Raw genomic sequence first — 25,690 nt, 5'->3', positions numbered from 1 at the left:
TCTGATTAAAAATCAGTCCTTTTCCAAAGTTATTTTTAATTGATAGATTTCATATCTAAATTTATAAAATAAGTTTTTTCTTAAAGGTTGAGCTCGATTAATTGAAACATCGAATATTAAAGAAAAAAATTGCTTTATTTTCATTTAAATTTAAGAGCCTAATAATAATCAAATTAATTAAAAAAGGATCATAGTGGCGAATCTAATTTGTTGACATGCCTTATTTTGTGGAACTAAAATCGGAGGTTTTTTACAAGATCATACTAGAACGTGACTTCATTTGGTTCAAGGCAAAAAATGAGGACACAACCTAAAATACAGGATGTTGCATTGATGTATACAGCGGTTGATGAAAGAAATGGATTGGTTAAATGTTTTTGGTCAGATATTCGTCATCGTTTTGCAAAAGTAGAGCCTATATTCACAAGTATCGTAGATCAGTTATCGCCGAATCAATCTTACCCTCTTTATATCGCCTATTATCTTTATGGTGATACCGATGCTGACACATGCAGCTCCTTATTTCCGAATATAAATGGAGACTACTACCGAATCACGGATCCCAATGTTCCACAAGATATTCTTCAGCATCTTGGATATAGCTTAAATGGCACGCCTTTAGGCATGATTCTTGAGAAAGAGCTTGAGTGTTATATTGATTTGAAAAATGAACAAATCACAATTCCCTGGCTTGTTTATAAACCTGGGGATATTTTTCCTCTCTCAACCATATTAAATAAAAGAAAGAGTCATGTTTATACGCCCAATGGATTGTTGTCTTCAACAGCCGGAGCGCGATCAACATTTATGTTACCTAATATAGGAGCAACTTTAAATCATTCAAATTTACAGCGAGATTTTAATATTAAAAGTCGACCAGCAAAATCGCTATATGAACATTGGCAAGTTTTTAGAGAGGTAGTCAATAGTAGGGTAATTTGTACTGATTGGCGTTGTTGTATTGTTTATTTCTCAGAAAATTGGTTAATTAGTTTGCATAATGATGCGGGTTGGAAAGCTTTAAAACAATATTTGCACGAATTGGCATGGTATCGATATGAGTATGAGCGAAACAGAATTTACTATGATATCACTTTTTCGATCATACAAAAAAATCGTAATTTAAAACCCAATCCTTACCTTGTCGATACAGCAAAACATCTATTTGCTACTGCTTTGGGGGCTGCTCCTGGTTATGCTCCTGCAACAGATAATAATGCTTTGCCGGTAGATATTTTGCAGCAAGTTTTTGTGGAGTCTTATGGCCTAAAAAAATATAGGCCAACAGTGATGCAACCTAAACATTTTAATTTTCAAACAGATTATTTCCCAATATATTATTCATTACAGCATCCTGCTACTCGTATATTCTCACCAAGATCACGTCTTGCCTCCAGTACAATAAATGAGGTACGCGAACTAGAGCATATCATGAATATTTTCATTGAAGAATTATCAAAAGATGGAGCGTTGTCTTCTGATACTGTTGTTGGGCAAATAGCAAAATTTGTTAAGTTCAGCTACTTTCATAATTCTATTGATACTCATAACATTCTTAGAAACTCTCTTGAGCTGCTAAATAGTGATGAGCGGTTTAATGATACTTTATTTCCACCTGCATCAGAAGCAATATTTGCAGCAGATGCTTCCTTCCTAAGAGGATGTGTTAGTATAGGTTCTGCTGCCATACCAACACAGAAAAAAACACATTATCCCAATGAACATGCTGCAATACCAAAGTAAATTTCCCCCCCAATTTTGATATATGATACCTCCTATGGCGGGTCCAATGACATTGCTTACTGCAAATGCAGTTTGAAATAATCCTACGCTTTGTCCCTTTTTCTGATTGCTACTTTGCTCATAACATAAAAGTTGGGCCGTAGAGATAAAGAGCATTTCACCAGTTGTCCAAATAATGCATGAGAAAATAGCCAGCACAAATATAGAAGAATAGCTTAAAACCAACATCCCTATTCCCATTAATAAAGCCCCAATTCCTGTTACTAATAATTTATTTTGCCCACCTACTAAGGTAGTCAATGGAGCTTGGAAAAAGACAATTAGAAAAGTATCTAAGATAAATAAAATACTTACGGCCCTAATACCTAAATGTGGAAATAACTTTTGAATATAGAGAGGATAAGTAGTGCTTAACTGGGCAATAATTAATCCAACAAGAAAAACACATGCAATAACCAATAATATAGTTATTTGAGACGCATTTGAATGCTCGTAGTAATGCGGTCCTTTGATTGGTAACAGTACAGTGGTGCTCGTATTTTTCTGAAATAAAAGATAAAGTGCAGAGCACAAAAGCAATAAGCTTGATAAACAAAAAATTGACTTAAATCCATAAGTAGTCATGCTAGCAATTAGAACTCCTGACAATCCTAATCCAAAATTGGCAGCAACATGTGAAATACTAATCGTTTTATACCGTAAATTTGTATCATTTCGACATAAGCTAAGCATCCATACATTATTGGAGGTTTTAAATCCATAAGCTGCAAATCCAAGCAAGAACATATTTGGGATTAATGCGAAGACTGAATGTAAGTAAGTTAAAAGAAAAAACGTTGTAGATTGCACTAAAAGGCTAGAGATTGAAATAAGATGAGGTGAAAACGTATCTGACAATTTACCAGTAATAAGTCCTCCTAAAACAGTACCCATACCATAACAAGAAAGTAATAATCCAGCCATGGATGGAGTAAACTGCCTAATAGTAACAAAGTAGAGCGACAGGAAAAAGCAAATACCAATAGTAAGCGTATTAATACAAATAAGCATAATACCCTGCCAACAATGCTTTGATAATCCTTTATAATTTGCTGCATATTTTCTAGCCAAAGTTGTTAAATAATCCGTCATTTACATTAATCCGAGTGTACTTAATATAGTCTCATTACAATGAGTTTTTTTTACAGGGGGAATATATAAGGTTGAAATAGTCGATAATTGAATATCCGGTAAATACTGTAACTGCGTACGGGTTATTCTAGGATTTAAACCAGGATATTGGGCAGCTTCATAGATAATAATTTCATCCATAGGCTTATAAAAATGCTGCAAATAATCCAATAAGAGCAAAATCCCCATTTTTTTATTATTTGTTGATTCATGGTCAATAATGCCTACCGCATCAATTTGCCACAAGATTAAGTGTGACGAAGAATCTAATTGTCGCTGGTGAATTAAAAAATCCGATGCTTCGAATGATTGACATCCTAAAGAGCCAGGATCTATCAATAAATCAGCAAAAAGACAAGCCTCTGCAGAAATAGCAGGTAAGATTTTTGCAAAATAACCTTTTTTTTGCGCCTGCTTAACTGCTTCTAATCCCGGTTTGGAAAAAACACTTGGATGACCATATAGGGCAAAGCATACATGTTTCTTTTGGTATAGATGATCTAAAACATAATTAGTAATACGCTGATAGGCTTCTGCACGATGAGAGCATGAGCGATATAAAAAGTCCAACGATTCTGTTTTCTGATTTTGCTTTTGTATCCATGACTTTAGAACAGGATCATTCACCAAATAAAGAACGATATCAGACTGTTGTATATAAGCAATTGTCTCTGTTGTTAAATGAGCGAAAAACTTAATTCCACATCCAACAACAACCAGTGAAGATGTATTTGGATTAATTTGCATATCTAATGCTAAAAGATCTAGAAGGTCTAGAGATCAAAAATTGTGGTTCTATCAGCAAGTATTGCTTTTTCATTGAAAAGGGTTTTTAGAAACGAGGCATCGTTATTAGCAAATACTTGCTGAATGTTAACATCTTCTTCTTTTAATAGCTCATCAAGATTTATTTTATGGTGAGTTGTGCTAGCCAGTTGTTCGAAAAGCGATATGATGCCCATAGTAGATCCCTCACGAATTAAATTTTGATTTTAGCATGGGGTTATAATAGTTTAAACCTTATCAAGTTTGATTTTGATTTATTATTCAAATTCTATTGGCATTTGATTAAAGGAGAGCTTCCTTCACTTAAATTGATCATCACTAAATTTTAACATTTTTAAAATTAGCCTATTTCAAAGTGTAAAGCATGATGTTTTTCTAAATTTATACCATCCATAAGGTACCTATTACATTTTCAAACCAATTCAGGTTTCTTATCCATTACAAGAAGTTCTTCTGATTGAATTAAATTATCAAGTAAACTACTAGGATCAGCGTGTATCATAGGTATAGTAGATTGCTTAGCGTGTATAAATCCATTTTCTTGACAATGTTCAATAAAACTAAATAGTTTTACAAAATATTCATCTACGTTAAGGAATCCCATCTTTTTGTTAAGTTCACCTATTTTTATTGCATTCCAGGTTTCAATTGCTTCTTCTAGTGTTCCTAGCCCACCAGGTATAACTATAAATGCATCAGCCAATTGTTGAAGCATTTTTTTACGTTCTTGCATTGAATCAACTATATAAAGCTCATCTAGAGTATCTAACGGCTTTTCTTTGTCTAAAAGGTGAGTAGTTATAACTCCTATTACTTTGCCCCCCAATTCTTTAACTGTAGTTGCTAATAAACCCATCATCCCTAGACTAGAGCCACCATAGACAAGTGTAAGCCCGTGATCAACAATTTCATGAGCAAGCTTATTAACAGCTTGTTTAAATGCAACATTGTTTCCAAAACTAGCTCCTAAATACACGCATATTGTTTTCATATTAAGCTTTCTTGCTGATTTTTTTGTATAATACAAGCAACAAGTAATGCATGGAAGGCGTAATAATTACGGTATATATTATTCCGCTATTCAACATAAATCTGTACATTCATTTGGTTCATTTTTTTATGTTGTTCATTTTTTTGAACGATCTATAATTATGAACAAAGGAAGGGGTATTGTGATGTATATAGATAAACTTTTATCGGTCATTGGGGATAGATCAGCGTTTCAATGTAAATTTGATGAAAAACGAAATCAATTAACCCTCCAAATTGAAAAGAATAATAAGCTAATCTATAAGCCCGAACTCGTTGGCAAATTAATAATTCGAATATTGGTGCCATCGTTCAATACATGCAACAAAAGCATTTTAATTAGCAACCACATAATATTTGGGAAGATGGATGGATAAATAAAGTTACAGAAACTCCGTAATTATTATGGCCTCCGTTTACATAAACTCAACTGCAATCCCATTAATCGAAGAATTATTTTAGCTGGATTTCCTGCTACAAGTTTATATAGTTCGATTATAGCCGGGAATATCACCCCAAACTTCGACACATATTCGACACGTAAAATTTAAGGTTTGATTGAATTTCACCAAAAACCAGACTGGGATTGGCTCCCCATAGTAAGTATATTACGAACTCAGAGGCGGGAGGAAGTGGTAAATTTTGGCAGGTGTTATTCGCCAATCACTGACAATCGAATAAAAATTACATGTTGATGTTTTTTGATTTAGATATTTCAATTAAGCTACAATTAGAGTAATTCAATTGCACCCATAGTAAAAAGGTACGAACTATGAAAAGCCCCTTAGAAACTATAATAGAGCAAGCTCAAATACCAGGGGTATCTGTAGCAATTACATCACCTGCTGGGGAGATCATGACTCAAGCTGTGGGTGTTACAAATAAGGCTGCGCCTCAAGCAGTAACTGATACCACTGTTTTTGAAGCTGCTTCGCTAAGCAAACCAGTATTTGCTTATTTGATTATAAAAATGGCTGAACGAGGGGAAATAGCCTTAGATAAACCTCTTTATGAATATTTTTCTGATCGATACACACTTGCTCTAATGTCTGAATTACCAGAGGGTAACCATGAGTTGGCAGAGGTTGGTAAGATCTACTTGAGCGAAGACAAATACATTGTTCGTGATCCGAATGGAAAAGTGCAGCAGGGAAAGCTTGACGAAAAAATTGATCTAAGCGATTTAACTAATAGGCTTACCGATCCAAAGCTTAAAAACAACATTCTAGATCTAACCTCAAAAAGGGGGCACACCGATGGATTTGGGCCTCTGGAAATGCGAGAACAGGAAAATTATAAAAAATTAACTGCTCGCATGATTTTATCTCATCAAGCTGGATTACCAAATGAATTTGATCCAGAACATGGAGTCCCGTTTGCTTATACTTGTCCTGTTGGTGAGGGATTTGATTATTCAGGGGAAGCATTTCGGTTTTTACAAGAAGTTGCGGAAAAAATCATGGCACCAAAGAAGCTCGAGGATTTAGCTCAGGAAGAATTTGCTAAAATAGGTATGACTCACAGCAGTTTTTTACCTCCAACTGGATGTAGTTTGGTAAAGCTTCCCGATATTGAAGGGGCCCTTATGCCTGAGCATCTTGATACGTTATTGAATAGTCAAGTGGGTATCATTTGTGCTGGAGATAAATTGTATGTGGCTGAAAGAAGAGAGGGTAGTTTGCATATCACTGAAAAAAATCTACGGCTTGATGAAGCAGAAAATCTGCAACTTGAATCAATGAAAGCCTCTATAAAAAGCTTACCAGGCACTATTTTTTCAAGACCTGCGGAGGCCTATGAATTGCCGCTTATCACATCTATTATTGGTCATCGTCCTAAAGATTGCGCAGAAAGTTTGGCAGTAGGTCATGATGATTCGGGGAGTACCAATCTACATCAGCGTTTTTATGGTGTGCACCCAGCCGGCTCTTTATACACAACTGCTACAGATTATGGGAAATTTTTAAGACAATGTACCACTGATAAGTTTGTTAGAAGAGAAATGTTTACTCCTGTTGTTCCGACCTTAACAGATAGAGATACTAAGGGTATTAAAGCTGGGGTCTCTTCCGACGTTTTAGGTCAAATAGCGTGGGGATTAGGCATTGGATTACAACAAACGCCAGATGGTCGACAGGTTGCTTTTCATTGGGGCGATAATCATACTGGTCGTAATTTTGCTGCAATTGATCTCTCGACTAACCAATCAGTGGCTTGTTTTACAAATAGTGCAGATGGCCCCTCTATTTTTCAAAAAATTGCGGAACCTGTGGTTGGCTCACTTACACCGGTCAGTCAATGGCTTTCGTGTCGCGAAGGTCTCACTTTTAACTCGTCAGCTAAATATAGAAGTGCTATGACGAGTATAAGAGGTAGTGAATTCGCAGCTGATACAACCTCGGAAATTATTGTTGGTACTCCTAATCCTTTAGATACAAAGCTAAAGCTTTAATTATCTAAAAAATTCCTTCTAAAATTGCATATTGCTATAAAATCAAGCTAGGGTATGATAACCAACAAAAAATGGGGGTTGAACACCAGCTAGGCTTGAAGCCTACTCTTTAAATAGAACCAAGAATGTAATCAACTCTAAAAAACCGGTACACTTTTCAGATCATTTTAATATTGATAAAGCAAGACTCAATGAACTGGGGGTTTTTGACCCTATATTGAATTTTGATACCAAAGTTTTTGTTGAGCCTCTTTTATTAAAAGATAGTGCAAGCGAAATAATTAGAAACTCCTACCAAACCTATAAAACCTTCTTTGCCAATCTGCTCCTCTTATTACAAAAATCAACCTACGTGGGGGATAAATGCTGGCGAGTAGCTAAAAGAATGGTGAGCTTTCCTGAATATCAATATACCTGTATTGGTTATAGCTCAGGCAATACAGAAGGACGAGGATCAGGTATCGAGTTTAATGACAAGATACTTCAAAGTGCAAAAGAGATTGTGGATTTGGCAGAGGGTAACCCCGAAATATTCTTGCTATTACCATTACTAGAAGATGGCATAGCTGGCGATAGAATCAGTGATATGGTTCAAAATATTATTGATGATGACATTTGTCGATACACACAAGAGATAATGGCCCAGCTTGATTTAAAAGGCAGTCGTAGCCATACCACAAGAAATCTTAATTCTTACAACCTTCTTTTTAATCCTTGTTCAAAACAACGGATTAAACTGGTTCCTTGCGATATTTTGTAAATCTGCCTGTTGCGGATAACGTAGACGCTATCGTTGAAGAATTGGCCGCTTATAACGAACGATTACGCGATATTGTAAACAGGGACATAGGCGATATTTGGCTTGAAACCACAAAGGCATATCGAAAAGAAATATTGCTAAAAGAGTTGAAAACAAACAAAGAGTTTTTTGTTGAAACCTTAACTGCTTTAAAAGCATATAACGTTCAGCCTTATGATTTAGAAAAGGATTATGAAGGGCTTTATAAATGGCTGAAAGATAGTCAAGAATTTATCAATGTTGAATTATCAAAGGAGGCCAAGAACTGCTCTGATGATCCTGAGTCACTAATGTTTGCCGTAACCGGTATTATTCATCACTTCAGGGATACCATTGAAAATAAAGAAATATGGCGAACATTCTGGACTCTGCACAATTCAGTGTATAAACATGTCAGAAGCCATTACTCATCTATGTTATTTTTTACTGTTTGCCGGGCTTGGTTAGTCTCACAGAATAGTAATATATCCATTAATTTTAAGCAGAAGGATGGGCACCTAACTCTTGAATTCACTATATCCGGTAAGAATCGTCTTATCCTTCACATTAAGCATGCTAATAGCACCGGTCTTGCTAAGGGTTATAAGAACGTATTAGAAAAATATCGAAACGTAAGGAATGAAAAACACTGTTATTTAATAATGAACTTTAAGGCTGAGCCCGCCAATCAATTAAAGGAAATCAGAGTTATCCAAAATCCCATATGCGAGATATTTGAAATCGATGTTACTAAAAGAGACGAAGAACAAATCGATGATCCCTTCAATCTGCCTGAGTTCGAGTTAAATTTTTTAGAATTTGAGGATATGGTGTTTGAAGACAGTTTTTACACACAAGAAAAGCGCAAAGGAGGGGAAAACTCATATCAGGCTTACAAGCCGCTCAGGGAGAAGGTAGAGGCCCTTTGTAAAGAAGAATTATCTAGCAAGGATTATTCTTCGGCAAGTCAATTATGCAACACCATCGCTAGTAGACTGGAGGCAGAGCATTCTGAATTATTAAGTTCATTTCCACCCTACAAGAACAACGATGCACTTGCAGGTAATGACTGGAAAAGACCCACCTTATATGAGTGGTGTAACAACCATTTTAAAGCGCTAAAATCTAAGCCCTGCTTAATCAAGGCCTGAAGCTCACTAGAACAGAAATTTGTGTTAACTATCCTCCAATATAACTAAATGTGATATACTGAAAGAGTATAAACACAAAAAATAGCATATGAAAGCGCTTACTTTTATCAATGAATTACGGAGTCAAGGTCGTTTTTCCTTTACCACTGCGGATGCAGAGAAGGCGCTCGCCCTCGAAAAAGTCCCCTGTTTAAACGCCTTACACCGCTTGAAGAAAAACAATTTGATAGTTAGCCCGGCAAAGGGATTTTACCTAATTATACCCCCAGAGTATCAAGTGTATGGCTGTTTGCCGGCAGATATGTTTATTCCTGATTTGATGCGTTATTGGGGTTTGCCTTATTATGTTGGTTTTTTGAGTGCTGCCCAATATTATGGAGCAGCCCATCAGAAACCACAGCGATTTCAGGTAGTCACATTAAAGAATCGCTCACCTATTCATTGTGGTCGCATACACATCGAATTTATTGCCAAAAAACAAATCGATAATCGATTGGTTAAAAAATTTAATACTTTGGCGGGGGTGATTGATGTCGCAACCCCTGAGCTACTGGCTGCTGATCTGGTCAGCTCGCCACAACATGCGGCTGGCATCAACAATGTAGCAACTATTCTCTCTGATTTGGCCGAAACATTAGATGCCAAAAAATTATTAGAGCTAATGCAGATTAATACGGAATTATTCTGGGTACAGCGATTAGGTTGGTTTCTTGAGTTCTTAGGTGTTGAAGAGCTTGCTAATACGCTATATACCGCTTTGGAGGGGAAAACATTACATTGGGTGCGTCTAGTATCCCGTGTACCGTATAACCCCATTGAACGTAATAAAAAATGGCATGTGATTGTCAATACTACGGTGGAACCTGACGAATGATCCCTCTCGCGCAAATTATCCAATGGAGACAAACTGCACCATGGACAGATGATATGCAGGTAGAACAAGATTTAATTTTATCTCGCGCTATTGTTGAAATTTTTTCTAATCCGTTTTTAGCTGAACAATTAGCCTTTCGTGGTGGCACTGCCTTACATAAACTTTTTTTCTCCCCCGCTGCTCGATACAGTGAGGATATCGACTTGGTGAGGACTTCCAAAGGGGGAATTAAGGAAATTATTGATGCGCTGAGAAACTGTTTAGAGCCATGGCTTGGACAACCCAAAACCCGGCAAACAGGACAAAGCTTCAAACTTCTCTTTTACTTTTCTCCAGAAATTTCAGCATCAAGCAAACAAAAGATCAAAATTGAAATCAATATCCATGAAAATTTTTCTATCCTCGATCGTTTAAGTAAGCCTTTTGCCGTTAAGTCTGATTGGTTTAATCAGGATGTAGAGGTTAATACCTTCCAGCTTGAAGAATTGCTTGCTACAAAATTACGCGCGCTATATGAAAGGAAAAAAGGACGTGATGCATTTGATTTATGGCTTGCGATCAAAGAACAAGAATTTGATCCGACCAAAACCATGGCTGTATTTTCTGAATATATGACTCGTGGCAACAAAACAATCACTAAAAAGTTATTTGTTAATAACTTGGACTTAAAGTTACAAGACTCTGCTTTTCTTGATGATATAGAACCCTTACTTGCACCTCGATTAAAAAATAATCACTCTCGCCCTTTAGGTTTTGTCACAGAAAGTGGTCAAGGTATCGCAACGGAAGGATGGAGTTTGTTGGATGCTGTTGAAACGATTAAATCTACACTTGTAGATCAGTTAGATTGATGATGCAGATTGATAAAATAATCACAGGCTCTAAAGCTTGAGGTCACAATCTGTTACCTCAAGTTTGAAGTAGTACCGTCTTTTATTGAGGTCGAAAATTTCGACTTCAATTGTTCCCATTCCTCAAATACAGATACAAATTTATTTATGACCACTAGAGGTCATAAATCATCTCTAGTGGTTGTTTATATTTTTATCAAAAAAACCGTTATCTTGAGCTTATACCGTTATAAATTGTATGAGCCATGTCAAATTTGACCGATTCAATTAAAGAATATTACGAAGATATCTCAGCAGGGGAAGCACAGCTTGCAGCAGATAACTTGGTGAACCTCTTTAAGGTTTTGGAACAAGTAGAAGCAAGAGTGGCTCAGTCTAAACAACATCATGAGCCTAAAAATGAAGATATCAGAAGTACACATTGAATTCATCAAGCCCCGCGATGGGTTAATTGGTTTCGCAAGTTTTGTTATTGAAGACAGTATTTATATTTCCAGTATTGCTATTCATAAAAAAATAAATGGTGATGGTTATCGCCTGACTTACCCCAGTAAAGGCAATTTCACCATATGCCATCCAATCAATAAGACAGCCAGCCAAGAAATAGAAACCGCTATTTTTAGCAAATTAAAAAATGTAATGAGTAAGGTGAATCAAAATGTTCAAATATTACAATCCCCACCTTGTTAAGCAATATCGCTCATATACTGTTGAGCAAATTTGCGACTTGTTCAAAGAGAAGAAACTCCATCCTCAAACTGTTAGAGACTGGGTAAAGTCTGATGATCTGGAAACCATTACCAGAAAACCTATCTTGATATATGGTGCGGCACTTAAAGATTTCCTGGAAAAAAGAAATGCCAGCCACAAGAAGCAGCTTGAGTTTAATCAATTCAAATGCATGAAGTGCCAAGAAATAATTATCCCTCAAAATAACACCATATCCATGTACAAAAATAAAAATGGCAGCATTAAAGCGGCGGCTACTTGTCCTGCATGCAATAACAAAATAGCTCGCTTCTATAAACAAAATGAGCAAGTGAAATTAGAGGAAATCTTCGTTATCAACGAGGCTCAACTGGTGACAATATGTAATCTTTCACCTACCGCCTGCAAGACTCACTTAAATAGCACAGCAAATAATGGTTCAAGTGAGCCATCTCTAATAATTCAAGATACCTCTTAATGTTCAGCCTAAAACTCATCTAACAACAAGCAATTATCATTAGTCGAGGGCATATGAAAAAGATCAAATACAACTCACAAAACGAGTTAATAAAAACCAAGTTTTTTGGAATGCTTGAAAACGCCAAAGGACGTGATCCAAAAACAGTGGATAGTTATGTTAAAGCCATTCATGAGTTTGAGGTTTATTCTAATTTTCTGGATTTCAAAAAATTTAATACCAAGTTAGCAGTGGGCTTCAAAGAATACTTGCCTGATAAGAAAAACAAACGAACTGGTCAAAATATTTCCAAATCTTATTTGCAGCACTATACATCTCAGCTAAGAGAGTTTTTCGAATGGTTAAGCAGGCAGAAGGGTTATGACCGATATATCCAATACGATGATGTACAATATTTCACTCTTTCTCGAAATAACCGTAATAGAGCGAGAGCTACAAACTATCAGGAGAGTTATACAATAGAAGAGATTATCTCGACTATACGTCAAATGCCTTCTGGCACCCCCATTGAAATGAGGAATAAAGCTATTATCAGTCTCACCCTTCTTACTACACCAAGAATCAGCGCCTTACAAACGGCGCGCATAGGTTCTATTAAATATTTTAGGGATTTCGATGCATGGGCTTTTGTACAAAATCCAAATTTGGTCAACACGAAATTTGCAAAACACATCACGGCATACTTTATCGGAAACATACAGGATTTATACAATAATGTGCTAGATTTTGTTGAGTTTCTTAAACTCCAAGGTTTTACAAAAACATGCCCTCTTTTTCCTAAAATAACACCTAGTTTTACCAAGGAGGGTCTGCAATGCCTGATTTTGGAAAGAGACTCTATCAAATCCCAATCCTCCATTAGAGCTATTTTCAAACAGACATTTAATAATAACGGGCTCCCATATCATAAGCCTCATTCATTTAGACATACAATCACGCGAAAAATGATGCGAAGTGATCGCGCGCCCTTGTTGATTTCCAATTTAGCTCAAAATTTAGGGCATGAGAAAGACCAGGGTGTCATTATTTCATGTTATGGTACCAGCCCTGAGCATGACAGAGCGGGTATTTTAAAGGCATTTGAGCTGGAGTAGTAGCAATTTTAAAGAGGTAATGAGTTATGAAAGCAGTAATATTCGCCAGAGTATCATCAAAAGATCAAGAAGATGGTCATTCATTGGATGCACAAATTCAATGCTGTTATGAATATGCCATAAAAAAGAATTTTAAGGTCATAGAGCAATTCAAGATTGTTGAAAGCTCCACCGCGACTGGAAGGCCAGAATTTTCAAAAATGGTCAATTTTGTTAAAGGTCAAAAAGATAAGATTATTGTACTTTGTTATGGTGTTGATCGGTTGCAGCGAGATTTTGACGAACAATACATCGAGTTGCAACGGTTAATTAAACAAGGTCGGATCGAGATTCATTATGCGAAAAGTGAATTTATTGAACATAAGGATATGGATAGTTCCGATAAATTTAGAAAAAATCTTGATGTGCTGCTTGCCAATGATTACCGAAATAAAATTTCAGACAATGTGAAGCGCAGTGCCAGAAAAAAGCTGGCTGATGGGACGATCCTTGGCGATTCACCTCTTGGTTACCTCAATAGCAAACGGATGGATAAGAAAAAAGAAAAAGTAAACGTTTATATTGATCCGTTGCGTGGAAGCCTTGTTAAAAAAATGTTTGAGGATTATGCCACAGGCATGTATTCAATGAACGAAATACGTTTGAAAATAACCGAGGAAGGACTGAGGAGTAAAAAAGGATGCCAAATAGGCAAAAGTCAGGTTGAGCAGATTCTACAAAACCCGTTTTACTCTGGGTATATGAAATACAATGACATATTGTACAAACATGTACATCCAGCGTTAATTTCTAAAGAGCTATACGATGAATGCCAATTGGTCAAGCATGGCAAAAGAAAAAGTAAGTCTAAACGAACACAAAAACCCTTCGTGTTAAAAGGATTATTAAAATGCCATCACTGCGGATGTGGTTATAGCCCTGAACTAAAGAAGGAAAAATATGTTTACATGCGTCCCACGAAAAGCAAAGGTGATTGCTCTTACTGCCATCATTTGAGTGAAGAAAAAATATTGATTCAAATAGAGGACGTTTTAAAAGGGATGAAAATACCAGACCATATTTTAGCTGAACTAAATACCGAGCTTAAGAAAAGCTCCGCTGCTGAGTATGAGCATCAGATTCAAGAAAGCAATAAATTACAAACACAGTATCAAACCATTCAGACTCGAATAAAAAGGGCTAGAGAGCTGTTTTGGGATGCTCAAGTCTCGAAAGAAGAATACGATGAGATGATCACAGGCCTACAAGCTGAAAGGCATAATGTAGAAGTTAGGCTGCAAAGATTAACCGAAGCGGACGATGGGTTTAATAAATCTCTATCCACTATATTTGCATTAGCATCTAAAGCTCATGATTTGTTCAAAAGTTCGGAACTTGAGGAAAAACGACGAATTATCACAATATTATTTCCGAACTTGGAAATGAACGCAGGAAAGTTAATGTTTACAACGAGGAAACCGTTTGATGTCTTCTTGAATATGCCACATCGACCTAAGTGGCTCCCCGGACAAGACTCGAACTTGTGACCTAATGATTAACAGTCATCCGCTCTACCGACTGAGCTACCGGGGAATAGGGTCGGAATCTTAAAACGATTCTGATTGGGGGTCAAGTAGATTTACTAATAATTTTTTAAAATTTGTTTTATATAGGGAGTTTTTCTTTCCTTGCTCTATTTAAAAGAGTTATTTATATCCCACATTTGCCTTGGGGCACCTTCTCCCCTGCGGGAGAAGGGTGATGGGTTTAACTACAAAAACGTTGTAGGCGGTTTAAGGCATCTTCTAATATGCTCATGCTGGTTGCAAAGGATAAGCGAATACAGCCTTCATTGCCAAATGCAGAGCCCGGGACTAAAGCCACACCCGCTTCGGTTAACAATTTTTCAGAAAATTCAAGGTCATTGGCATATCCACGTTTTTCTATAATGGCTTGCACACTGGGGAAAATATAAAAAGTACCGTCCGCTGGGATAACTTCTATTCCTGGGATTTCCTGCAACCGAGAGGCTACAAAATCATGTCGTTGATGAAAGGCTTTTACCATTTCTAATACACTTTCATTGCCACCCGTTAGGGCTGCTACAGCTGCTCTTTGGGCGATAGAGCAAGGATTTGAAGTAGATTGGGATTGGATGGTTTTCATCGCATTCATTAATGGAAGAGGACCTGCTGCATAACCGATGCGCCAACCGGTCATCGCATAAGCTTTAGAGACGCCATTTAATACAATGGTCTGATCATATAACTCAGGACATGCATTGAGAATATTGGCAAAAGGTTGGCTCCAAAGAATGTGCTCATACATATCATCCGTAGCAATAATAATTTGTGGATGCTTTTTCAGGACTTCAGCTAAAGCTTTTAATTCATCCAGCGTGTAGGCGACCCCCGATGGATTGGAGGGGCTATTTAAAAAGATCATTCTTGTTTTGGGGGTAATCGCTGCTTCAAGTTGCTGGGCATTAATTTTATAACGTTGCGCAGGAGTCGTGGAAATAATTACCGGAGTTGCTTCAGCGAGTAACACCATATCAGGGTAAGAAACCCAGTATGGAGCAGGAATAATGACTTCATCTCCAGGATTAAGTAGCGCTTGGCATAAGTTGTAACAGCTTTGTTTTCCACCCACTGAAACCAAAATTTGATTGAGCTGGTAATCAAGATTATTATCGTTTTTGAATTTATTTTTAATGGCTTCTTTGAGTTCAGGAATGCCATCAACCGCTGTGTATTTGGTGTACCCTTGATTAATGGCAGCAATAGCAGCTTCTTTAATATAATTGGGTGTGTCAAAATCTGGTTCACCGGTACCCAGATTAATAACATCATGCCCTTGAGCACGCATTTGGGTAGCCTTTGCTGCTACGGCCAAAGTAGGTGAAGGCTTAACTTTTTGCACGCGTTTTGCTAATGCGATATCCATTTGTTGCTCCTGTGAGATATACTATAAAGATATGAAAGATTTATTTAAACTATATGCCGATTATAAGCCTGCTGGCGACCAGCCGACAGCCATTGCCTCATTAATTGACGGCTTGAAATCAGGGTTATCCAAACAAACCCTTTTAGGGGTTACTGGCTCAGGCAAGACTTTTACTATAGCACATGTTATCCAAGCCATGCGCCGGCCTGCCTTAATTATGGCTCCAAACAAAACGCTTGCTGCTCAGCTGTATGGCGAATTTAAAACCTATTTCCCCGATAATGCGGTAGAATATTTTGTTTCCTACTATGATTATTATCAGCCGGAAGCTTATGTGCCTGCTTCGGATACCTTCATTGAAAAAGATTCATCCATCAATGAGCACATAGAACAGATGCGTTTGTCTGCAACCAAAGCCTTAATTGAACGTAAAGATGCGATTATCGTCGCAACAGTTTCCGCAATTTATGGTTTGGGCGATCCTGACTCCTATTTGCGTATGGTATTACATCTTTCCCGCGGAGAACAATCCGATCAGCGTAAAATTTTAAGACGACTTGCTGAAATGCAATACACACGCAGTAGCTTGTCACTAGAGCGGGGACAATTTCGAGTACATGGGGACATTATTGATGTTTTCCCAGCTGATTCAGAGCGCGAAGCCGTACGTATTGAGCTATTTGATGATGAAGTGGAACATATTTCCCAGTTTGATCCGCTTACTGGCGAAATTTTGCGACGACTACCTCGAATTACCGTTTTTCCTAAAACCCATTACGTGACTCCTCGGGAGCGTATTTTACAAACAGTAGATTGGGTTAAGGAAGAGTTGCAGGAGCGCTTAGCAGAATTTAAAGCACAAAACAAATTAGTGGAAGCTCAGCGTTTGGAACAACGTACTTATTTTGATATCGAAATGATGTTGGAATTGGGTTATTGCTCTGGTATTGAAAACTATTCTCGTTATTTATCTGGACGTGAAGCGGGTGAACCCCCGCCAACCTTGTTTGACTACTTGCCTCAAGAGGCCCTACTGATTATCGATGAATCCCATGTCACTATTCCACAAATTGGGGGTATGTATCGAGGTGATCGTTCCCGTAAGGAAACCTTGGTCCAGTATGGTTTTAGACTTCCCTCAGCACTGGATAATCGACCATTACGATTCGAAGAATTTGAAGGACGCTCCCCACAAACTATCTACATCTCTGCAACTCCTGGCCCTTATGAACAAGAGCATTCAGATAATGTTGCTGAGCAGGTGGTGAGGCCTACAGGGCTTATCGATCCGGAAGTTGAGATTCGGCCAGTACGTACCCAGGTTGATGATTTAATGTCGGAAATTCGGCTAGTGATTCAACAAAATGCACGAGTTTTAGTAACCACTTTAACCAAAAGAATGGCTGAAGATTTAACCGATTACCTGAATGAACATGGTATTAAAGTGCGTTATTTGCATTCGGATATCGATACGGTTGAACGCGTGGAAATTATTCGTGATTTGCGGCTTGGCGTTTTTGATGTGTTGGTGGGGATTAATTTATTACGCGAAGGTTTGGATATGCCCGAAGTCGCTCTAGTTGCTATTCTTGATGCAGATAAAGAGGGCTTTTTACGTTCTGATCGCTCTTTGATCCAAACTATAGGGCGCGCAGCACGTAACATGCATGGGCGAGCTATTCTTTATGCGGATAAGATGACTGGATCCATGCAAAGGGCTTTGGAAGAAACCAGCCGCAGACGGGAAAAGCAAAAAGCATTTAATGAAGAACATGGAATTATTCCCAAAGGAATTAATAAGTCCATTACCGATATTATGGAAGGCGCATATCAAGGAAAACGCAACGTTACCATTGCAGAACCAAGCCCAGACTATTTACATTGGTCAACCCAAGAGCTCGTGAAACACATCAATACTTTGGAAAAACAAATGTATATGCATGCAAAAAATATGGAGTTTGAGGCGGCAGCCAAAGTCAGAGACGAATATCTTTTATTAAAAGAGCAATTAATGAAGGGATAGCCCGACAGACATGGATTATGAACCCTGGGGTTCAAGTGGGTAGCGGATGAGGCGGTTCAGGCTTCCCACTCCAGGGTGGGCTTGCACAACGCCGACTTCAGGATGCTTCCCATGCTGTTAGCATTGGTTCTAAAATCTCTCGCTATCGGGTTAAGTTGATTATATCATGGCCATCTGGATTAAAGTCAATAATAGCGCGATTGGGATCCTGCTGAATATTTACTCTTCACAAGTGGAAATGTAACTAATACCTGTGAAAAAAAAGATCTTCCCCATTGGAGATGAAGGATTTTAAAGCGGAATTAAAACAACTGCGTGAGGAAAACCAACTCAAAAAACAAGAAGAACCCCAAAATGAAATGCATTCTCGACCTGTAATTTAGAGCAGATAGTAAGCTATGAACCTCAAGTATTACGCCATTTGATCGCCTACAACTTTTCATTTAACATGTTCGCCAAACGAGATTATCCCAATTCGGATTGAATTAATTCAAACGAGGTAATTATGGCAGCAACTGCATCAAATATGCTTCCATTAGGAAGTAAGGCACCTGATTTTACTTTAATTGATACACGAAACGATCAATGGGTATCGCTTGCCCAAATTAAATCACCTATCGCGACAGTGATTATGTTTTTGTGCAATCATTGTCCCTATGTCAAACATATCCAGACTAAAATAGTGGAGTTGGCAGAAAAATATCAAAGAGATGGAGTGCAATTTATCGCGATCAGTTCTAATGATGCAGAGGCATATCCTGCAGATGGTCCCGAAAAAATGAAAATTGAAGCACACCAATTTAAGTACCCCTTCCCTTATTTATATGATGAATCGCAAGAGGTAGCCAAAGCCTATCACGCTGCATGTACACCCGATTTTTATATTTTTGACAAGGATTTGCTATGTGTATATCGCGGCTGTTTGGATGAATCCACGCCAGGGAATAATAAACCTGTAACTGGTGCTCATTTACAAAATGCACTGGACAATATTCTTGCAGGTAAACCTGTCAGTTCGGAACAAAAACCAAGTCTGGGATGCAATATTAAGTGGAAATAACCCAGAAGAAAGGTCAGCACAGCGAAACCGGGATTTAAAATACATAACCGGTTTTGCCGAGGCTGTACTTAGGACTTTATGTTTATTAATTAAAATTTGTCGGGATCGGCCTTGTCCCAATGGATTTTATAGCTTTCAGGGATGTCGGGCCCTAGGAGTTGCCCCGGTGTAAGATACTCATAAATCTCATTAAACGATTTAACCTCTTGTACGTTGACTCGTCTCATGATGTGGCTGGGTTTCAAATCGCTGGGATTGTCTAAACCGATAGAACCCACCATTTCCAAAAAGCTCTTCATGGTGTTTTTATGATAATTGGCAACATAATATTTTTTCTGATCGACCACTAAACCATATTGTAACCGTTTGTTCTGGGTTGCAACCCCTGTGGGGCACGTATTGGCGTTGCATTGTTTGGTTTGCAAACAACCGGCAGCCATCATCATAGCGCGTGCGGCATTACACATATCGGCACCCATTGCAATATTGGTTAATAAATCAAAACCATTGGCAACTTTACCGCTGCAGATGATGCGTATTTTATCTCGTACATTAATCCCCACTAATGCATTATGCACAAACACCAAACCTGCTTCTAAAGGGGTACCGATAAAATTAACATATTCTACTGGTGCCGCACCTGTTCCTCCTTCAGCGCCATCTACCGTAATAAAATCAGGCAGGATATTGGTTTTGAGCATGGCCTTACAAATAGCAAGAAACTCATCTCTACGTCCTAGACATAATTTAAAACCAATGGGTTTGCCGTGAGAGAGGTCACGCAATTTTTTTACGAAAAGGAGTAATCCAACAGGAGTGGTAAATGTAGAATGGGCCATGGGCGAGATAACATCTTTTCCCATCGAGACTTTTCTTACTTTAGCTATCTCTTCAGTTAATTTGGCAGCAGGTAAAATACCTCCATGGGAAGGCTTGGCTCCTTGAGACAGTTTAATTTCAATCATTTTTACTTCTTTACGATTGGCTTCGACAGCAAATTCATTCTCATCAAAATTTCCTTGAGCGTCCCGACAACCAAAGTAAGCGGTCCCAAATTGAAATATTAAATCGCCGCCTTGTAAATGGTAGGTGCTTAACCCTCCTTCACCTGTGGCTTGAGCAAACCCCCCAAGCAAGGCCCCTTTGTTCATGGCCATGATCGCCTTACCCGAAAGCGCACCAAAACTCATGCTTGAGATATTAAATCGGGAGGCATTGTAGGGTTGAAGACAATCTGGCCCTCCCACCATTATTCTTGGTTCAACTTCCGAGTGGTGTTTGGGTGCTAAAGAGTGAAGCGCCCAAGTATATCCGACGCTTAAAATATCGCGTTCTGTACCAAAAGGTACTGTATCACGTGTATTTTTTGCACGCTCATAAATAAGTGAACGTGTTTCACGATTATATGGAAGTTCACTTTCATCCGTGGCAATAAAATACTGTTGGATTTCTGGACGAAGAAACTCAAAGAAATAACGAACATGACCTAATACAGGAAAATTGCGCAGAATCGTGTGTTCTTTTTGGACCAGGTCATAGATCCAAATGACAATAATGGGAATAAGAAAAGCGATAAACCATTTAATGCTATGGAACATAGCAAAAAGAGCAAATGTAATTAATAAAGCTACCCCAAATCCTACATACCATTGGCGTCTCATCTCAAATCCTTTTAATCGAATTGGTTCGCTTTCTCTTATTAAAAAAGCCTAAATTTGTCTCCCCGCCCAAGGCGAGGAGGCGAAAATTTACAATAAAACTAATCTAATTCTGAAAGGCGTTCCACCATTTCACCGCCTACCATTTTATTAATTTTATTTTCAAGCGAGTTAATAAATTGGGTTACTTGATGCTGTTGGTGTGCTTGTTTATTTTTGCATAATATCAATTCATGACTGATATCAAGAGCAGCAAGTAATAGGATTTGGAACTCATCCAGCTGTTTCGCTTTCTTTTTATTAATCCCTATTTGATTATTTAATTTCTGCACGGCGAGCAATAAATTGGGTTCTTCGCCTTCAGGACATTTAATTTCATAAGTTTTATTTAACAATTTAACAGTACACGATTTCATTTGCGTCATGATATAAGACCTTTGCAATTCCATAGAGAGCCTAGGTGAATAGTAACAATTTTGCTCGTAAGCAGCAATTAGTAGGGTGAACGCTTCCGTTAAATCGGTTATCATTGGATATTTTTTATAAATGAGTTGAATATGTCCCAAGAAAGATCACATTTGCATTTGCCGGATTATGATGAATTTTCTGCAACGATTTCTGTTTTGATGTTGCACATATCTTCCAGTTTATTACATGGAATGATGTGTGGCTATCTTTGTGCGGGTGCTGACGGTCAGGGTGAAGCTTACTTGCGTGCTTTATTAAACAATAAAAAAGATGATGCCAGTCGTAATGCAGTTTTAGCTATGTTTTCGGTTTTTTCTATCAGCCAGCAACAAATTAATACGATGGATTTTGAATTTGAAATGTTGCTCCCTGATGATGAAGAATCCTTGTTAGTCCGAGCGCAAGCTTTTAGTGAATGGTGCGAAGGGTTTACTCAGGCTCTAACTTTGGCGGGTATTACTGCTAACCAATTCCATGAAGATGAAGCACAAGATGCATTTCAACATCTTATTGAATTTGCCGAGCTTGACTGTGATACCTTAGATGTAGACGAAGAAGATGAACGTGCATTAATGGAAGTCAGTGAATATGCACGAATGGCAGTGCTCCGGTTACACAGTGATTTAGTAATGAATGAAAAAGAACGTGGCGGGCATACTGGAATGACCCATTAATAAGGATGTTAATATGATTTCTCAACAAGAATATCAAACAAGAAGAAAGCAACTCGCAAAGAACTTACCTGAAGGCAGTATCGCTATTATTCCGGCGGCTCAGGAAGTGGTACGTAATGGGGACGCACATTATCGTTTTCGTCAGGATAGCAATTTTTATTATTTAACTGGATTTAATGAGCCTGATGCATTGTTGGTTTTGACTAATGGCGCAGATACGCAGAGTATTTTATTTAGCCGTCCTCGCAATCCTGCTGAAGAGCAATGGACGGGAAAACGGTTAGGACAAGAGGGAGCTCTATCGGAATTAGGCATGCATACTGCTTTTCCAATAGATCGTGTTGGGGAAGAGTTACCGAGACTATTAAGTGGTAAATCAGCTGTTTATTATGCTCTAGCGCGAAATCCAGAGATGGAAAAAACCATCATGCAGTCTTTGGTGACTCTTAAAGGCCAAGTACGACGAGGAGTGAAAGTACCGGATTATTTATGTGATTTGGAGCCAATATTAGGTGAAATGCGTTTATTTAAAAGCGATGCAGAACTGGATTTAATGCGCCGAGCAGCCACTATTTCTGTTAAAGCGCATGAACATGCAATGCGTCGTTGCAAACATTTGGAGCATGAGTATCAGTTGGAGGCAGAACTGATTTATGAATTCAGTCGTCATGGGTGTCGAAGTGTCGCATATGATCCCATTGTAGGGGGTGGTGCAAATGCCTGTGTTCTGCATTACACCGACAACAATAAATCCCTGCACCGAGGCAGTTTGGTACTAATTGATGCGGGGGGTGAATTTGAAAATTATGCTGCGGATATCACAAGAACTTTTCCAATCAATGGCAAATTCAGCTCAGAACAAAAAAGTATTTATGAACTGGTGCTTAAAGCACAAAAAGCAGGGATTGCAGCGATTAAACCTGGACTTCCCTGGAATTCGGTACAACAAATAATGGTACGAATTTTAACGGAAGGTCTTTGTGAGTTGGGGATTTTGCACGGCGATGTGGATGAATTAGTTGCTAAAGAAGCATATAAACCTTTTTACATGCATAACTCAGGACATTGGTTGGGTTTAGATGTTCATGATTGTGGTCTTTATAAAATTAATGGCGAGTGGCGTCCTTTAGAGCCAGGAATGGTTCTAACTGTTGAGCCAGGTTTGTATATTAGTGCGCAGACTCCAGGGGTAGATAAACGTTGGTGGGATATTGGAGTGCGTATCGAGGATGATGTAATTGTAACGAAAACAGGTCATGAAGTATTAACTGCTGCATTGCCTGTAGAGGTAGATGATATTGAGGCGTTAATGCGTGATTAAAGAAATTGATATACTGGTCATTGGCGGAGGTTTGACGGGAGCTACCTTAATGCTTGCTTTGCAAGGATTAGGCTATAATACCTTGTTGGTAGAAGCTAAACCGTTTAGTGACAAAATAAATCCTGATTTTGATGCTCGATCGTTGGCTTTATCTCCTGCGAGTCGACACATTTTAACCGTGCTTGGCGTTTGGGATCTTCTCGAGGATCATGCAACTCCTATAAATACGATTCATGTTTCCGAGCAACACCATTTTGGGATATCTCGCCTGCAAGGAGAGCCTGGTGCCCCGTTAGGCTATGTTGCGGAAATGCAGCATATCAATCAGGCCTTGCATCAATTATTACCTCACGACCGGATTATTGCACCAGCAAGTCTTAAGTCCTTGGATTATAAAAAACACGCGGCAACAATTCTTACTGATTCAGGAGAAATGAATGTTGTTGCACGTTTAATTGTTGCGGCAGATGGTGCGCAATCTTTAGCCCGCCGATTTTGTTCCTTACCTGCTAAGACCAAACTTTATGGTCAACAGGCAATTGTAGCGAACGTGGGCTTACTGAAGCCCCATAATTATCATGCTTATGAGCGTTTTACTCTACATGGACCATTGGCACTTTTACCCATGCAAGAAAATCGAATGTCATTAGTTTGGGCGGTTCCTCCTAAGGAAGCAGAACGCTTATTGTCTTTATCAGAAGTTGCTTTTTTAAAAGAATTACAACGTGCTTTTGGTTATCGCTTAGGTCGTTTTGCCAAAGTGGGTAAGCGCTTTTCTTATCCCTTACAACAAGTTTTAATGCCTATACAAGCCAAATGGCCTGTAGTTTTTGTAGGTAATGCAGCGCATACTTTGCATCCCGTAGCGGGACAAGGGTTTAATTTAGGGCTTAGGGATGTGGCCACTTTAGCGCAATGCATTGTTGATCAAGGACTTAGTGCGGAAATGCTGCAAACTTATATGCAATTAAGAGCTCATGATCAAAAAGCGATTACTCGTTTAACAGATGGTTTAATTCAGGTATTTACCAGTCGTTTCCCAGGATTTGGAGTGGCACGGGGATTAGGATTGCTTGCCCTGGATAACCTTCCTGTATTGAAGAATCTTTTAGCACGATATGCACAAGGGTTCGGGGGAGTGGTTCCGGATTTGGTGTGTGAAATCGCATTACCCAAGCGCTAAATAGTTTATGAAGGAAAAAAAATGAGTCTGCAATTTAATGTATTAGTAATTGGCGGTGGCATTGTGGGTTTAACTGCTGCCCTAGCCATGGCTCAGCGTGGTAATTCCGTAGCCGTTATTGATGCAGGCTCATTAAAAGTGGATTGTTCAGAACCCGATCCGCGTGTTTATGCAATTAATTTTGCATCACAAACATTGCTACAACAATTAAATGTCTGGCAACACTTGGATAAGACACGCCGTTCTCCCTACAGTTGCATGTATGTCTGGGATGCTGAAAGTAAGGCTCATATTGATTTCGACTCCCGCTATATAGGAAAACCGAATCTAGGGAATATTATTGAAGAATCTGTGTTGAAACACGCTTTATTACAGCAAATCTCCAACCAAACCTCGATTCATTTATTTCCTGATAGCCATGTTGAGGAGGTATTTAGTGGGACAGATGGAGTAAAAGTGTGCAGCTCTGAGCAAACTTGGGAAGGGCAATTGCTAATGATTGCAGATGGAGCTAATTCCCCCGTTCGGCAAAAACTGCAGGTACCATTGAACAGCTGGTCTTATGAACAACATGCTCTAGTAGCCACTGTGTCGGTAGAGAAACCCCACCAACGCACCGCATACCAAGTATTTCGTGCTGATGGACCTTTGGCATTTTTGCCACTTGCTGATGCACATCAATGTTCTATTGTTTGGTCCACTGATCCAGAACAGGTAAAAAAACTGATGAGTCTTCCCGAACAGGAGTTTAATGAGAGATTAACCCATGCGTTTGCTAAAAAATTAGGTCAGGTTGAAGTACTAAGCAGACGTCACCAATTCCCTTTACAGATGCGCCATGTCAAACAGTATGCAGGAGACCGTTGGTTGCTTCTTGGTGACGCCGCACATACCATCCATCCTTTGGCTGGTTTGGGTTTAAATGTTGGACTGGCTGACGTACGCTCCTGGATAGAGTGTTTGGATAGGGTACAAGATAAGTTATGCTCTAAAAAGGCCTTAGGTGCTTATCAACGTGAACGCAAGAATGCGGTATGGCAAATTATTTTGATGATGGAAGGTTTCAAACGATTATTTAGTAATTCCTTTATACCGCTTGTTACATTACGGGGTTTAGGATTAAGTTTTTGTAATCGCTTTATGTCTATAAAACGCTTATTTATTCAACATGCACAAGGTGTGCGGCAATAGGTATTTCTCTCCTCTTCTATAAGTAGCTATATATCCCTCTATTGAATTAATTTTTGCTTATCGCATGGAGTCC

At 38.5% G+C, this 25,690-nt stretch carries 24 protein-coding genes, 1 tRNA gene and 1 other RNA gene; 17 read left to right on the top strand and 9 right to left on the bottom strand.

What is annotated here, in order from left to right; genetic code table 11:
- Positions 1 to 297: 297 nt before the first annotated feature.
- Positions 298 to 1,743: a hypothetical protein gene (locus tag ACWTE2_RS07075; RefSeq protein WP_454784784.1), complete on the top strand. Its 1,446-nt coding sequence runs from the start codon at positions 298 to 300 to the stop codon at positions 1,741 to 1,743.
- Here the strand turns inward: ACWTE2_RS07075 and ACWTE2_RS07070 are convergent.
- From ACWTE2_RS07070 to ACWTE2_RS07055, 4 genes are all read right to left on the bottom strand, one after another.
- On the bottom strand, positions 1,654 to 2,874 hold the full coding sequence (locus ACWTE2_RS07070; protein WP_454784783.1) for an MFS transporter: 1,221 nt from the start codon (positions 2,872 to 2,874) through the stop codon (positions 1,654 to 1,656). The two genes, ACWTE2_RS07075 and ACWTE2_RS07070, sit on opposite strands and share 90 nt — an antisense overlap.
- Positions 2,875 to 3,660 carry an SAM-dependent methyltransferase gene (locus tag ACWTE2_RS07065; protein WP_454784782.1) on the bottom strand — a complete coding sequence of 262 codons (786 nt, stop codon included), beginning with the start codon at positions 3,658 to 3,660 and terminating at the stop codon, positions 2,875 to 2,877.
- Between the two features lie 26 nt (positions 3,661 to 3,686).
- Positions 3,687 to 3,875: a hypothetical protein gene (locus ACWTE2_RS07060; protein ID WP_454784781.1), complete on the bottom strand. Its 189-nt coding sequence runs from the start codon at positions 3,873 to 3,875 to the stop codon at positions 3,687 to 3,689.
- A 236-nt stretch (positions 3,876 to 4,111) separates the two neighbouring features.
- The gene (locus ACWTE2_RS07055; protein WP_454784780.1) at positions 4,112 to 4,690 is read right to left on the bottom strand and encodes an LOG family protein; all 579 of its coding nucleotides are present in this window, start codon (positions 4,688 to 4,690) and stop codon (positions 4,112 to 4,114) included.
- A gap of 810 nt (positions 4,691 to 5,500) precedes the next feature.
- On the opposite strand from ACWTE2_RS07055, the gene ACWTE2_RS07050 reads away from it, so the two are divergent.
- The 10 genes from ACWTE2_RS07050 to ACWTE2_RS07005 all read left to right on the top strand — a co-directional run bounded on the left by ACWTE2_RS07050 (position 5,501) and on the right by ACWTE2_RS07005 (position 14,640).
- Positions 5,501 to 7,180, top strand: coding sequence for a serine hydrolase domain-containing protein (locus tag ACWTE2_RS07050; protein ID WP_454784779.1), 1,680 nt, complete (start codon positions 5,501 to 5,503; stop codon positions 7,178 to 7,180).
- A 217-nt stretch (positions 7,181 to 7,397) separates the two neighbouring features.
- Entirely contained in the window at positions 7,398 to 7,940 is a 543-nt protein-coding gene (locus ACWTE2_RS07045) for a hypothetical protein (RefSeq protein WP_454784778.1), read from the top strand.
- Positions 7,925 to 9,109, top strand: a complete 1,185-nt coding sequence (locus ACWTE2_RS07040) for a hypothetical protein (protein WP_454784777.1) — start codon at positions 7,925 to 7,927, stop codon at positions 9,107 to 9,109. Before ACWTE2_RS07045 ends, ACWTE2_RS07040 begins: the two co-directional genes overlap by 16 nt.
- A gap of 88 nt (positions 9,110 to 9,197) precedes the next feature.
- Positions 9,198 to 9,983, top strand: coding sequence for a type IV toxin-antitoxin system AbiEi family antitoxin domain-containing protein (locus ACWTE2_RS07035; protein WP_454784776.1), 786 nt, complete (start codon positions 9,198 to 9,200; stop codon positions 9,981 to 9,983).
- Complete coding sequence (locus ACWTE2_RS07030) at positions 9,980 to 10,834, top strand: nucleotidyl transferase AbiEii/AbiGii toxin family protein (RefSeq protein ID WP_454784775.1); 855 nt, start codon at positions 9,980 to 9,982, stop codon at positions 10,832 to 10,834. The genes ACWTE2_RS07035 and ACWTE2_RS07030 overlap by 4 nt, the downstream gene beginning before the upstream one ends.
- A 245-nt stretch (positions 10,835 to 11,079) precedes the next feature.
- Complete coding sequence (locus ACWTE2_RS07025; protein ID WP_454784774.1) at positions 11,080 to 11,259, top strand: hypothetical protein; 180 nt, start codon at positions 11,080 to 11,082, stop codon at positions 11,257 to 11,259.
- Entirely contained in the window at positions 11,234 to 11,524 is a 291-nt protein-coding gene (locus ACWTE2_RS07020) for a septation protein SpoVG family protein (protein WP_454784773.1), read from the top strand. The genes ACWTE2_RS07025 and ACWTE2_RS07020 overlap by 26 nt, the downstream gene beginning before the upstream one ends.
- Positions 11,493 to 12,020 carry a helix-turn-helix domain-containing protein gene (locus ACWTE2_RS07015; RefSeq protein WP_454784772.1) on the top strand — a complete coding sequence of 176 codons (528 nt, stop codon included), beginning with the start codon at positions 11,493 to 11,495 and terminating at the stop codon, positions 12,018 to 12,020. Before ACWTE2_RS07020 ends, ACWTE2_RS07015 begins: the two co-directional genes overlap by 32 nt.
- Before the next feature lie 53 nt (positions 12,021 to 12,073).
- A complete protein-coding gene (locus ACWTE2_RS07010) occupies positions 12,074 to 13,114 on the top strand; it encodes a tyrosine-type recombinase/integrase (protein ID WP_454784771.1) in 1,041 nt (346 codons plus the stop codon).
- Positions 13,115 to 13,140: 26 nt separating this feature from the next.
- On the top strand, positions 13,141 to 14,640 hold the full coding sequence (locus ACWTE2_RS07005) for a recombinase family protein (RefSeq protein WP_454784770.1): 1,500 nt from the start codon (positions 13,141 to 13,143) through the stop codon (positions 14,638 to 14,640).
- Here the strand turns inward: ACWTE2_RS07005 and ACWTE2_RS07000 are convergent.
- Together ACWTE2_RS07000 and ACWTE2_RS06995 are read right to left on the bottom strand one after the other, a co-directional pair.
- Positions 14,611 to 14,686, bottom strand: a tRNA-Asn gene (locus ACWTE2_RS07000). The two genes, ACWTE2_RS07005 and ACWTE2_RS07000, sit on opposite strands and share 30 nt — an antisense overlap.
- A 174-nt stretch (positions 14,687 to 14,860) precedes the next feature.
- On the bottom strand, positions 14,861 to 16,039 hold the full coding sequence (locus ACWTE2_RS06995; protein ID WP_454784769.1) for a pyridoxal phosphate-dependent aminotransferase: 1,179 nt from the start codon (positions 16,037 to 16,039) through the stop codon (positions 14,861 to 14,863).
- 31 nt (positions 16,040 to 16,070) lie between these two features.
- On the opposite strand from ACWTE2_RS06995, the gene uvrB reads away from it, so the two are divergent.
- Positions 16,071 to 18,062: an excinuclease ABC subunit UvrB gene (gene uvrB / locus ACWTE2_RS06990; RefSeq protein ID WP_454784768.1), complete on the top strand. Its 1,992-nt coding sequence runs from the start codon at positions 16,071 to 16,073 to the stop codon at positions 18,060 to 18,062.
- Here uvrB and ssrS read toward each other — a convergent pair.
- A non-coding RNA gene (gene ssrS / locus ACWTE2_RS06985) (6S RNA) lies at positions 18,057 to 18,217 on the bottom strand. The two genes, uvrB and ssrS, sit on opposite strands and share 6 nt — an antisense overlap.
- 350 nt (positions 18,218 to 18,567) lie before the next feature.
- Between ssrS and ACWTE2_RS06980 the strand changes: the two genes are divergently transcribed.
- Complete coding sequence (locus ACWTE2_RS06980; protein ID WP_454784767.1) at positions 18,568 to 19,122, top strand: thioredoxin family protein; 555 nt, start codon at positions 18,568 to 18,570, stop codon at positions 19,120 to 19,122.
- Between the two features lie 89 nt (positions 19,123 to 19,211).
- Here ACWTE2_RS06980 and ACWTE2_RS06975 read toward each other — a convergent pair whose 3' ends face one another.
- A complete protein-coding gene (locus ACWTE2_RS06975; protein ID WP_454784766.1) occupies positions 19,212 to 20,783 on the bottom strand; it encodes an FMN-binding glutamate synthase family protein in 1,572 nt (523 codons plus the stop codon).
- Between the two features lie 98 nt (positions 20,784 to 20,881).
- Entirely contained in the window at positions 20,882 to 21,205 is a 324-nt protein-coding gene (locus ACWTE2_RS06970; protein WP_182392048.1) for a cell division protein ZapA, read from the bottom strand.
- A gap of 132 nt (positions 21,206 to 21,337) precedes the next feature.
- Between ACWTE2_RS06970 and ACWTE2_RS06965 the strand changes: the two genes are divergently transcribed.
- The 4 genes from ACWTE2_RS06965 to ACWTE2_RS06950 are packed head-to-tail and all read left to right on the top strand — an operon-like array spanning position 21,338 to position 25,617.
- Positions 21,338 to 21,922: a UPF0149 family protein gene (locus ACWTE2_RS06965; protein ID WP_454784765.1), complete on the top strand. Its 585-nt coding sequence runs from the start codon at positions 21,338 to 21,340 to the stop codon at positions 21,920 to 21,922.
- A 13-nt stretch (positions 21,923 to 21,935) separates the two neighbouring features.
- Positions 21,936 to 23,243, top strand: coding sequence for a Xaa-Pro aminopeptidase (gene pepP / locus ACWTE2_RS06960; RefSeq protein WP_454784764.1), 1,308 nt, complete (start codon positions 21,936 to 21,938; stop codon positions 23,241 to 23,243).
- Positions 23,244 to 23,292: 49 nt separating this feature from the next.
- On the top strand, positions 23,293 to 24,426 hold the full coding sequence (locus ACWTE2_RS06955) for an FAD-dependent monooxygenase (protein WP_454785021.1): 1,134 nt from the start codon (positions 23,293 to 23,295) through the stop codon (positions 24,424 to 24,426).
- Positions 24,427 to 24,447: 21 nt separating this feature from the next.
- Complete coding sequence (locus ACWTE2_RS06950; protein WP_454784763.1) at positions 24,448 to 25,617, top strand: UbiH/UbiF/VisC/COQ6 family ubiquinone biosynthesis hydroxylase; 1,170 nt, start codon at positions 24,448 to 24,450, stop codon at positions 25,615 to 25,617.
- Positions 25,618 to 25,690: the final 73 nt, after the last annotated feature.

Source organism: Legionella nigrisilvae, from assembly GCF_977063395.2.
Note: the sequence above shows the minus strand (reverse complement) of the source record. Positions and strands in the feature narration are given on the sequence as shown.